General features: G+C 52.9%; 11 protein-coding genes, 2 tRNA genes and 1 pseudogene. 2 read left to right on the plus strand and 12 right to left on the minus strand.

Annotation, left to right across the window (positions count from 1 at the left end; all coding sequences use genetic code 11):
- Window positions 1-52: 52 nt before the first annotated feature.
- The 3 genes from HMPREF3164_RS04855 to HMPREF3164_RS04865 all read right to left on the minus strand — a co-directional run bounded on the left by HMPREF3164_RS04855 (window position 53) and on the right by HMPREF3164_RS04865 (window position 2,890).
- Window positions 53-928, minus strand: a complete 876-nt coding sequence (locus HMPREF3164_RS04855) for an HpcH/HpaI aldolase/citrate lyase family protein (protein ID WP_004005648.1) — start codon at window positions 926-928, stop codon at window positions 53-55.
- Window positions 929-1,196: 268 nt separating this feature from the next.
- Window positions 1,197-1,715: a hypothetical protein gene (locus tag HMPREF3164_RS04860; protein ID WP_004005649.1), complete on the minus strand. Its 519-nt coding sequence runs from the start codon at window positions 1,713-1,715 to the stop codon at window positions 1,197-1,199.
- A gap of 164 nt (window positions 1,716-1,879) precedes the next feature.
- Window positions 1,880-2,890 (minus strand): NAD(P)H-quinone oxidoreductase, encoded by a 1,011-nt coding sequence (locus tag HMPREF3164_RS04865; RefSeq protein WP_070449337.1) that lies wholly within the window; start codon window positions 2,888-2,890, stop codon window positions 1,880-1,882.
- Window positions 2,891-3,039: 149 nt separating this feature from the next.
- Between HMPREF3164_RS04865 and HMPREF3164_RS04870 the strand changes: the two genes are divergently transcribed.
- Window positions 3,040-3,127: transfer RNA gene (locus tag HMPREF3164_RS04870), tRNA-Ser, on the plus strand.
- 69 nt (window positions 3,128-3,196) lie between these two features.
- Here the strand turns inward: HMPREF3164_RS04870 and HMPREF3164_RS04875 are convergent.
- Together HMPREF3164_RS04875 and HMPREF3164_RS04880 are read right to left on the minus strand one after the other, a co-directional pair.
- Window positions 3,197-3,529: a DUF4190 domain-containing protein gene (locus HMPREF3164_RS04875; RefSeq protein ID WP_048751817.1), complete on the minus strand. Its 333-nt coding sequence runs from the start codon at window positions 3,527-3,529 to the stop codon at window positions 3,197-3,199.
- 231 nt (window positions 3,530-3,760) lie between these two features.
- Entirely contained in the window at window positions 3,761-4,330 is a 570-nt protein-coding gene (locus HMPREF3164_RS04880; RefSeq protein WP_070449324.1) for a cell division protein FtsK, read from the minus strand.
- Window positions 4,331-4,558: 228 nt separating this feature from the next.
- Between HMPREF3164_RS04880 and HMPREF3164_RS04885 the strand changes: the two genes are divergently transcribed.
- Window positions 4,559-4,650, plus strand: a tRNA-Ser gene (locus HMPREF3164_RS04885).
- Between the two features lie 191 nt (window positions 4,651-4,841).
- On the opposite strand, the gene HMPREF3164_RS04890 is transcribed toward HMPREF3164_RS04885, so the two are convergent.
- The 7 genes and pseudogenes from HMPREF3164_RS04890 to HMPREF3164_RS04920 form a co-directional block, all read right to left on the minus strand.
- On the minus strand, window positions 4,842-5,363 hold the full coding sequence (locus HMPREF3164_RS04890) for a SixA phosphatase family protein (RefSeq protein WP_070449339.1): 522 nt from the start codon (window positions 5,361-5,363) through the stop codon (window positions 4,842-4,844).
- Between the two features lie 123 nt (window positions 5,364-5,486).
- Entirely contained in the window at window positions 5,487-6,254 is a 768-nt protein-coding gene (locus HMPREF3164_RS04895) for a winged helix-turn-helix domain-containing protein (protein WP_004005657.1), read from the minus strand.
- Between the two features lie 544 nt (window positions 6,255-6,798).
- The gene (upp, locus tag HMPREF3164_RS04900) at window positions 6,799-7,437 is read right to left on the minus strand and encodes a uracil phosphoribosyltransferase (RefSeq protein WP_070449326.1); all 639 of its coding nucleotides are present in this window, start codon (window positions 7,435-7,437) and stop codon (window positions 6,799-6,801) included.
- A gap of 47 nt (window positions 7,438-7,484) precedes the next feature.
- Window positions 7,485-8,126 carry a hypothetical protein gene (locus HMPREF3164_RS04905; RefSeq protein ID WP_070449328.1) on the minus strand — a complete coding sequence of 214 codons (642 nt, stop codon included), beginning with the start codon at window positions 8,124-8,126 and terminating at the stop codon, window positions 7,485-7,487.
- 15 nt (window positions 8,127-8,141) lie between these two features.
- Complete coding sequence (locus HMPREF3164_RS04910; RefSeq protein ID WP_070449330.1) at window positions 8,142-8,783, minus strand: hypothetical protein; 642 nt, start codon at window positions 8,781-8,783, stop codon at window positions 8,142-8,144.
- Window positions 8,780-9,850 (minus strand): annotated as a pseudogene (locus tag HMPREF3164_RS04915) (RHS repeat domain-containing protein); the annotation flags it as partial. The pseudogene HMPREF3164_RS04915 and the gene HMPREF3164_RS04910, both read right to left, overlap by 4 nt.
- Before the next feature lie 75 nt (window positions 9,851-9,925).
- Window positions 9,926-10,554, minus strand: a 629-nt coding sequence (locus tag HMPREF3164_RS04920; protein WP_246822612.1) for a hypothetical protein, incomplete at its 5' end; no start/stop codon positions are given.

The following is a 10,554-nucleotide window of genomic DNA, read 5'->3' on the forward strand; positions in this document are numbered from 1 at the left end:
GCGCATCCTGCCTCTGAGCAGGATGCGCGGCTCACATTTATACACCAAGACTTTAGACGTTGGCGCGCTGGGCGTCGCTTTCGGTCTTTCCCCACAGCCCGTAGACTTTGGCGAGTTCTTTGACCTTCTTGGCGCGCAGGTAACGCGGCAGATATGAACCGTCGTGCGGCCCGTCGATGGGAACATCAAGCATTTTATGTGCCTCGGCGATTTCGTGGTCACTCGGCGAGAATGCCTGGTTGATGGTGTCTGCCTGATCGGAGTCAAGAGTGAGTTTTCCGGTCATGCCGTGGGCCGTGGCGTAGGTGCAGGCCTCGGTGAGTGCCGCCTTGTACTTACCTACAGATGGCCCGTCGATAGGACCGGGAATACCGCCCAGAGTTGAAGCGATCACGAGTTGCGAGCGCACATAGGCGAGCGCCATGGGGGTGTCGCTGGAACCGGTATCGCGGCGGTAATCGCCTGCCCCGAAGGCGATGCGGAAGGTTCCGATAGCGCTGGCGATTTCGACGGCGTTGTGCACCCCGAGAGCCGATTCGATAAGCGCGATGATGGGCGTTCCGGCGGGCAGTTCGGAGGCGGTGCGGTCAATATCGGTCGCATGCTCTGCGGTGGCGAGCATAACGCCGCGCAGACCTTTGGTGTTTTTGAGAGCTTTAACGTCTTTCCACCAGTGCTCGGTGGTGATAGCGTTGATGCGCACCCACGCGACCACGCCGGAGTTGAGCATTTTGACGACTCGACTGCGGGCTTCGTCTTTTTCGTCTTCGGGGCACCCGTCTTCGAGGTCTAGAATAATGGAGTCTGCTTCACTGGCGAACGCTTCTTCAAAGTCTTTTTCGGCTGAATTAGGGCGTACAAGAAGCCAGGAGCGAGAGAGACTGGGGCGTAGCTGGCGCGCACGTTCATTGCGATGGAATTCGAGCATTGGTTGGTCTTTTCCCTGATGTGCTGGTGTCCGAGCTTTTAGTGTAGGCGTCTGGTCCATGATGGTTATACTAAGCTCAACCTTAGTTAAGGTTCTAGTTACCTCATATCGTGTGGGGTTTTACGCGGATTTATATGGTTTTATGTTGGATAATTCGCGACGTGAAACCCTCAAAAGACACTAAACCCCCGAAATTATCGGGGAAATTATACGGTGCCCGTAACTACACAACTATTCGCACATCGCCGCTAGTTTCACGTTTATGACGTTAAACCGAGGTTGTCTGCAGAGACAGGTTTTCATTGCGCGCCTGTGCAGCTTTTTCATCACGTGCACGGGCGATCAGGCGTTCCGCATTCTCGACATGCTCAACCACACTCTGCACGCGGCGTTCTACCGTAATCTTGCGGTGGCACTGCACACTGCACTCGCCAAAGCACCGCGCCATCGCCAGCGCCTCAGCGCAGAGGGCTACCGCATTACCAGCTTTTGAGAGCGCCCGATGCAGATCCGAGAACGTGCCTTCAGGGGAGGCAGGAATATCCATGCCATCACTGGGGGCAATACGCTGCGCTTCCATCGCGACGGCACGAACCCGCGGAATAAGATCGGCAAGAGTATTCGCATCCGGCACGATAAGTTCGATCATCTCGGTATCGGCAAGGCGTTCAAGAACCTGATGGAAACGATCAATACCGCGAATAAACCGGTCGTGCGCACGACGCCAGAGACCACGCCCAAGTTCCGCGTCATCACGCCGTGATTGCAGGAAATCTTTGAGTCCCATAGCCCCTCCTCATGCTCAGCCGGTCGTGCGTCTAGAAAGCTCTATATACTTAGGGTACCCTAAATCTCATTTTGGTGACAGGATGTCGTACAAAAAATGTTGATATGGGATTAAGCTCTCGAAAAATTCACGCATTTGACCCGGCCAAACCGGCACAACACGACTTACATCACGCGCAAAACAACCTTGCCGCGATGCTGACCCGCATCAAAATACTCATGAGCCTGCGACGCCTGCCACCACGGGAATTCACGATCAAGATTCGCCGAAAGAACGCCGCGCTCAAGCAACGGTAACACGTTCTCATGCACCCCTGCCATAATTTTTGCCTTCTCATCCGCAGACCGTGACCGCAAAGACGTACCGTGCACCGATAAGCGCTTCGTTAGCATAAGACCCAGATCGAGTTCCGCGCGGCGACCGCCCTGCACAGCAATCGTCGCCAGATGCCCACCATCGGCTAAAGACCGCAGATTATCTTCCAGGTATTTCGCGCCTACCACATCAAGAATATAATTCACGCCGTGACCGGCACTCTCACGCTGAATCACCTGACGAAAAGACTCCGTGCGGTAATTAATCGGATGCGCCCCCAACGCCCGCACCACCTGAGCCTTCTCGTCATCACCGACCGTCGCAAAAACCCGCACACCGGCGGCGCGCGCCAGCTGAATAGCATGCATACCCACGCCCCCAGTACCGCCATGCACCAGAAGCGAAGTCTGCTCATCTTCCGCCGGTTTATTCTGCGCGGGATCAAGACTCATTCCGCACAGAAGCACCAGATTCGAGTACACCGTCGCGGCGACCTCCGGGATGCACGCCGCCTCAACCATGCTCATACCCTTAGGAACGGGCAGGGTATGGCGCACATCTACCGCCGCATATTCGGCGTAACCGCCGCCAGCAAGAAGCGCCATGACGCGCTCGCCCACCAGAGCGGGATCAACGCCCTCACCCACAGCCTCTACCACGCCCGCAATCTCAAGACCGTATACGGAGCTTGCCCCCGCAGGAGGCGGATAATGCCCGCGCCGCTGCAGGGAATCCGCCCGGTTCAGCCCGGCGGCATGCACCCGCACCAAGACCTGCCCGGGTGCAGGGGCAGGAATCGGAACCTCAGAGAGCGTTAGAACCTCTGGATCTCCATGTTCTTTCTCGACAATGGCGCGCATAGTAGCCTCAACAACCTTCTTATCTGTATCTTCCTGCACCGAGATTAGCATGTGTTCTCGGGGCATACCGCAATGTTCAGATTTACAGAAAAGCATAGAACATGAGATAATCGGCGGGTACCTTTTCCGCTCGAGGGCGGAAAATACCGGGATGGTTGTCCGAGCGGCCGAAGGAGCTGGTCTTGAAAACCAGTAGGCGGTAACCCCGTCTCAAGGGTTCAAATCCCTTACCATCCGCACACTAAACCCCGCGATGCGCCTGAATTCTCAGGTGTACCGCGGGGTTTTCTGCGTAGAATCTGCAGGTTACGAGACCAACCTTGAGAGGAACCACAGCACAATATCAAAGACACCGAGGATACCCCCGATAAGCGCCATAGCGGTATAGCCAGCATTCTTTCCCTTATTAGCAATAAGACCCCTAATACAGGAAACTACGGCAACAATCCCAAAACCGATGGTAAAAATCCCAATACCGACAGCACCTAGAACAAGGGAAGTAATGGAATAGGTTTTTGCGTTTTTCTCTGCTTTGATTGCTTCAGGATCAATTGTCGGCGGGTACGGCTGCTGGTAACCTTGCTGAGGGTATCCGCCCTGTGTGTTCTGCTGAGGCTGGAAGTTATAGTTTTCGGACATCACTATCCTTCTTGGGGTAGACGATCCTATCGTTGGACATAAGATCTATTTCATTATCGGCTTTATTTACTGTACAGGGTTAAAGATAAGTACACGCTTTCCAACATGCCGTGTTAACAAATCCATACCAACACCGTGTACGTGCTAAAGCGCCCAGATCATGCACGATAAAGCCCCGCTGTCCTCCCGACATCGGGATTCCGCGGGGCTGCATCTGTAAGCCCACAGCTGCTACCGAGTGCTGGCTATAGCGGCTATCACAAACGCCACCATCGGAATAAAGAAGAACAGAGTCTCAATCGCCCCCAGCGACAGGGCAATCCAGCTGGTGGCAAGGCCGCCTCCGGCGGGAACTCCGACACGTGAAGCCTGAGCACCTTTAACCGCGCCCCAGATCCCCAAACCCAGTGGAATCACACTCGTAACCCAGAAGAGAGCGAGCACCAAACCAACAATGCCCAGCGCTAAAGAGGTTTGTGCCGCCTGCTCACCGGCAATCTGCTGCGGGGTTTTGGGGACAACCGTCATCATGGGCACGGGCTGCACATATACCGGCTGCTGATAGTAGTGTTGAGGAGCAGGCTGTTGGTAATACTGTTGAGGGGCGGACTGGTGATAGTACTGCTGAGGAACAGTTTGTTGATAGTCTTGCTGTCTAGGAGCGGGCTGCTGCTGGTTCTGATAAAGCTTAGTGTATTCGGGCAGAGAGTCAGAGAGAGGGCGAGTTTTCTCGTAGGCGTCCTCACCCTGATGGGGGTTTTGCGACTGAGACGGTTGCTCTCCCGCGGGATACTCAGACATAGCTATTCCTTTCGGTGACAAGAAGCGACAACTAGACCTGCCCACTGTCTACCTGCTGTAAGGAAATATCTGGGGAACCATTTTCAGCCTGCGTGAATGGGCGTGGCAATAACTCTAACTATAGCGCGTTGTTTTTCGCTCATGGGGGAAGTTTGGTCGGCAATTCCGAATTGACCAGCCTGCTTACTACCGATATTCTTATAGGGATGCACTCGTTTTGTGCACCGTGGAGACGTGCCAGAGCGGCCGAATGGACTTCACTGCTAATGAAGGGTCGGGGTTGAACTCGACCGGGGGTTCAAATCCCCCCGTCTCCGCCAAAGAACGAACCCCCGAACCGTAAAAGGTGCGGGGGTTCGTTGCGTCCTAGGTGCGTAGGGCATCAAGTTTTTGCAGTCTGTCTTATGATGCAGCTTTGTTTCCGCTTGGCTAACCTTGCCCTCCCGGTCGAAAAAGTGGCGGTTCAGCAGAAGAAAGGGCGAGGGCGCAACGTGCCGACTGCGGATAGGATTTAGAAGCTCATAAAGTCGATGAGGCGCGCATCCGCACCGTCAAGAAGCGCCCACTCCCCCGGCACCTCAAAGACCGCCACGGACGAAGGCGAAAAGCCGTAGGAAGCGTCCATCAGGGAATTGTAGTCAGAGTCGGGGCTCGCAAGCTGTAAGGTTACATCTTGTACCGCAGGCAGGTGCGACACCACCATAAGCGTGCGCACACTCTCAGAAACCCCGTTAATGCGCGCCAGCACCCGGGATGCAGGAACCTCGTACAAGCCCTCGTCCAGGTGCGGAGTAGGTGCCTGCTCACCGAGCGCATCCGAAATCCAGGTGGTGGTCTGCCGGGTGCGCAGCGCCGCCGAAGACATCAGCTGTTCGGGAATATAGCCCTTCTGCTTGAGCCAGAAGCCCGCATCCGCAGCCTGCCGATGCCCGCGTTTAGTCAGTGGGCGATCAAAATCATCCATACCCCAGTCGGCTTCAGCATGACGCATGATAATCAGGCGCTTAATGTCTCGGAGTGAGTTCTCAACCATACCTTCATAGTACAACGTAGACACCCTGATATGCCGGGTTGCCGCGTGAGCGCGCGCCACAAAAACGGCATGTGAAAACCCCACGCTCTTAAGAAAGAACGCGGGGTTTCGAGCGTAAAAAGACTAGATGGAGTATTCGGGGGCTGCCCACACCACAACTTCGGGATGCTCAAAGAACCGGTACCCCTGACCGCGCACGGTACGCACGGTTCCCGAAAGACGCCCCAACTTCGAGCGCAGACGCCGAATATGCACGTCAATGGTGCGTTCGTGGGGATGCTCGTCCCCGGCGCTCCAGAGCGACTCCAAAAGTTCATCGCGCCCCACGGTGCGGGTGGAGTTCTCAACCAGATGCGCCAGAAGCTCAAACTCTTTGAAGGTGAGCATCAGCTGTTCCCCATCAAGGAACACCTCACGACGTGCCAAATCGATCAGAACGCCATTGGAACTGGGAGTTGCGGGCTGTTCGGCTTCACGCGCCTGCTTGTGCAGCTCCGCCTGGTAGAACACGGCAGTCGGGTCGCCAAGCGCATTGCGCACAACCTCAAGATCGCTGCCCTCCGCATGAACGGGAGCCAAAGCAACGGCGGCATAGGATTCGGCCTCAGGTGCCAGATGGTGTGCATAGGTTCGCAAATCCTGCACAATACGCACCAGCGACGTGCCGTTGGCTGCGGCAAGTTCTTCATTGAGCCCCACATACAGCACAAACCCGCGCGCCTCGTTCTCCTGAGCTCCTGCCTTCTGGGTGCCCTGCTGATCCCCGGAGGAGAAGGTCATCGGGCGCAAAGTAGCTGCGGACCCTTGTGTGCGGTTCTGCTGCGGCACTTGACGCTTTGCAGCACGACCACGCTGGGAGATGTGGACGTATCCAGGTACTGCACCTGACATTGTTCAACCTTCTCTCAAGATTTGTTGCGTACGGGTCCCTTGATTCTGCATGATGCGGAATGCTCAAACACCGCGCGGTAAAGGCGGCGTTTCCTTTGCTATCAATATTTCTATTATTTGACTCATAAATCAAGCAACTTGGGGTATCTGCGACGTTCCGCTCGCAGCTTCACGCCCTCGTGAACTTTGATTCAGTGCCGGGAAACGACGCTGACAAGCACCGTTTCTCCCTCATATTATACATGGAGATTCGGAACCGATACCCCAAAAAGCCGCGCTCTCAGCGCCCCAGACCGCATACGAGCCGGGTGCAATTTCCACGTTCTGGCGCGGAGGCTCCCAAGGGTACCAGCGACTCGTGCACTACTAGTGTTTTTCGCCGCACTCGCAGATGCATGTGATGAAGGGTGCACACCGCAGTATCAAGGGGTCCTGAAGGACCGACGCTCCGTGCGCAATCTCAGAGTCAAGTCCCAAAGCACATGTTTGCGGCGCCCGACGTCTAAGACCGCCCGCGCAGAATCGTCAGACCCGTGAGGATGCGCTACTGCGCCAGCCCGTAGAGGCGGTCGCCTGCATCGCCCAAACCAGGAACTATATATGCCTTTTCGTTCAGGCGCTCATCTTTAGCGGCAAGGAACAGGTCGACATTCCGCAGACCCTCAACGCCCTTCTCGAGAGCCGCAATACCTTCGGGAGCGGCAATCAGGCAGACACAGGTGATGGATTCGGCGCCACGTTCGCGCAGGAATTTAATAGCCTCAATTAAGGTGCCGCCGGTAGCGAGCATAGGATCGAGCAGGTACACCTGACGGCCGGTCAGATCTTCGGGCAGACGCTCGGCGTACGTGACAATATCGAGGGTCTCTTCGTTACGGGCCATGCCCAAAAACCCGACTTCGGCGGTGGGCACTAGACGAGTCATGCCTTCAAGCATGCCCAGCCCGGCGCGCAGAATCGGCACGACCAGAGGCTTCGGGTTAGCGATAACGGTTCCCATCGTGCGCGCCACCGGGGTTTCAATAGGGCGCTGCTCAACCCGAATCTCACGGGTAGCCTCATAGGCGAGCAGGGTAACAAGTTCATCGACGAGCTGGCGGAACGTGGGTGAGGGAGTGTTTTTATCGCGGAGCACACTAATCTTGTGCGCCACCAGCGGGTGATCAAGAATCTTAATACGCATACTCTCAGTTTACTCTGCCTGCTAGTGCGGGTGCTGTTTGCCGGTTACTACAGTTTGCCGTGGGGATGGTCGAGAAGATACTGTACTCCACTATTGGTTTCGATAGATTCCTCAAGTTTTCGCCGGTCATCGGTGCTATACGGTTGAGCCCAGCGCCCTTCAGTCATGCGAAAAGCCAAGTGAAAAAGGGATAACTGCGTAGAGGTTTTTAAGGGGCGGATAAGAGTTTTTCTGCCCCGAAAGTCTTTAATGATGAGCTTATCGCTGTGTGGTTTAAAAATGTACTCAGAAATATCTGTATAGGGTATATTCTTCCTACGCCCATAAAATTTTCTCACGGTAATGCCTTGGGAGTCTATGCGCACATACACATCACTGAAAGATTTGTGAATATATAAGAACAGAATAGAGAAGATAGCTATAATTACCCAAAACATGGGAGCAACAAGCGCTCTAGGACCTGATGTTATCGATCCCCATATCAAGAATACAGCGACCAGCAAAAAAATAATATCAATGACTACTACAGAAATTTTGTATATCCAATGGAGCCGAAATATCACCTCTTTCTTTAGCTCAAAAACAGGAGGTTTTGTGCTAATAAAACGAGGTATTGCTGAAGCTGCCAATGATATAATGACAACAGGAAGAACCGGTATAAGGGCTCGTATTAAATCTGTCAATTCCATAGCTAAATACCTATATCACCGTTCTATAACACAAGGGGACCAACTCATAAGAAGTTCACGAGCCTTCTCAGGCTTATCAATAAAGTTCTGAAGCAGTTGTTGGTCTTCTGGATCTGCACTTTTTGCCCAATAACCATTCTCAACCCGAAATGCCAGTTGTGGAATCAACGAACCAGAACCTGTTAGTAAAGGGTCAAAACGCAAGGTTTTTCCATGATTAGTTTTCACTACAAGCCACGTAAGACCGTAGATCCCCCGTGTCTCGTATGAAAACTTTGTAATGTCTTCGTATGATGCATCATAAGAAATTGACAATAAATTACCCCAAGATATACCTTCGGTTGTTGTCTGTAAGTAGAAGTTCTTGCGATCCAAATATAGCGCCAAACTAATATACCAACCACCGCTTACCAAAAATAAAAACCAAACTGGAGCATTTTTAAAATTCGGATCATATTTAACGAGCAAGATACTTATCAAAGTTATTATACCACACAACACTAAAACTACCTTTGATATAAAACCAGAAAAACCGTCTTTAGTTCCACGGTATGGAAATTTATAGCATAAGTAATTCCAATTTCTATGCCCCTTAATAATTAATACACAAGATAGCATTTGAGTAACAGCAAGGACTAAAGCTATATTTAATATCATTTCTTTAGACCCTTCAATAAATAACCTGCGGTATCTTTTGCTACACTTTTAATTTCGGCTGACGTGCTACTGCGACCTGATGCTTTCAACATATCTTCACCAGATTTACGAGCTTCCTTGGGCTTCAGGGCCTCACTTAACCCAAGATTCGCATTAGCGGTACCATAAGCACCAGCAGCATTAATAGTCCCTTTAACTAATGCTTGCGAGCCCCTACCCATATTCGGAGCAACGCCAGTAATACCACGATTCAAGCCGCCAGTAAATGTTGACACCATAAAACCAGTCCCAGCGCCCGCAGAACCAGCACCAAGATATGCAACGGGATCAAAGTTTCCACTTGCCATTGAGTTATAACGGTAAGTTTCGGCAGTACTTACCCCGTTAGACACAGTGCCCTTAGCAACATCTTGTGAATACTGACTTGAAAGTGCTTTCCTCATAGGACTTAACTTTTGTGCCTTTTGCTCAGCAATTACCCCCTTACTCGCAGCTTCTGCTGCTTTTTTACCTTTACTTGCTACGTTGGCAGCTTTAACGCCTCGTTCCACCTTACCAATAGCTTTCATACCGGTCGCTGCGATACCACCAGCAAGACCTGAAACGCCACCTATTAAGGCTTCACGCCCAATCGCAGACCAATCCAGGTTTTCCCTTCCTTCAAGCTTCTGCATGAACATCTCAGACCCTGCCCCTAAAAGAGCACCGCCCAAACCACCAGCTAAAATACCTATTGGACCAGCAAACGAAGCCACAGACAGCAACGCACCAGCAACTATCATGGTACCGGCTAATACCCATTCTCCGACGTTGCGAACACCTTTCCAGAACTTATCGTATTGTTCTTGCGAGTATTTCTGGAACTCATCCGGCGACATCGGCTTCAGACCCCACGGGTCCATCAGTCCTACCGGGTTGTTCCCACAGAACGCATATACATCCGCGAAGAAACCAGTACCCGGCACCTGAGCCAACGGGTCCGTCGAGAGAAAACGCTTCGAGACAGCATCAAAGACGCGGGCACCCATCACATCCAAACCGGCAACACGCACAGACCCGGCACCGGTAAACGAGAACCCGTGAGCTGACCGGCAGCATCATAGGTATACACCACCAGTCCGTCGGCAGATGCGCCCTGCCTGTTAAGTGAGGACGAAGTTTTTAGCCCACGTGAAATCTCCCGAGGCGCTCTGCCTACTACGGAACTCGGGCCCGAACTCAGGACCACCAACAGGACAATACTCTTTCCCGTACCCCTCGTGGGCTAACCCCGAAACCACAGGCACCTCTAAAAGACGCTGCACCCAATACTTATCCTGCATAAACCGCACCAAAACCTGAGCATCCTGAGTATTATTCGGGTCAGCCCAATACCCATAATCCAGCCGGAACGCCACCTGAGAACCCACATACCGGCACGGTTCTACATGCGGTTTAAACCGATACACCACCCCTGTGGTGTCGGTGAGCTCGAAAAGCCCGTTTTCATCTCCTAATAGGGTGAAATAACTAGAGTCAATCTGCCAGTAGTGCAGTGTAAGTTTCCGTCCCCGGTTCGTGACCCGGACGAGTTTCTCGGGCAGGATTTCCCGGTACGAGACCCTGCACACCCACAAACCCCACACAGCACCAGGAGTAAAGACTATAAGTAGCCCTACGCTAACCCAGTCTCCCGTGTCTAGAGGTACACCACTGATTCTTAGCTGGATCGTGGCGTACAGAATAAGCGCTAGCATAATAAGCAGTACCCATAAGAGCATTTTCATGAACC

It is taken from the genome of Rothia sp. HMSC08A08 (assembly GCF_001808385.1).
Taxonomy (GTDB): domain Bacteria; phylum Actinomycetota; class Actinomycetes; order Actinomycetales; family Micrococcaceae; genus Rothia; species Rothia dentocariosa.